General features: G+C 48.6%; 1 rRNA gene. It reads left to right on the top strand.

The annotated features are described in order from the left end of the window. Positions 1 to 142 precede the first annotated feature (142 nt). Positions 143 to 208: ribosomal RNA gene (rrf, locus tag OGW16_RS01995) — 5S ribosomal RNA — on the top strand; the annotation flags it as partial.

Here is a 208-nt window from a genome sequence, read left to right as displayed (position 1 = left end):
TACATTGAGCTAACCGATACTAATGAACCGTGAGGCTTAACCTTACAACGCCGAAGATGTTTTGGCGGATTTGAGAAGATATTTTCAGCCTGATACAGATTACATCGACATGCCCAAGAGGTGTGTTGATAAACAGAATTTGCCTGGCGGCTGTAGCGCGGTGGTCCCACCTGACCCCATGCCGAACTCAGAAGTGAAACGCCGTAGC

Source organism: Citrobacter sp. Ce104 (genome assembly GCF_030334595.1).
Lineage (GTDB): Bacteria > Pseudomonadota > Gammaproteobacteria > Enterobacterales > Enterobacteriaceae > Citrobacter > Citrobacter europaeus.
The sequence above is the reverse complement of the archived record's forward strand: the minus strand, read 5'-3'. Positions and strand labels throughout refer to the sequence as shown.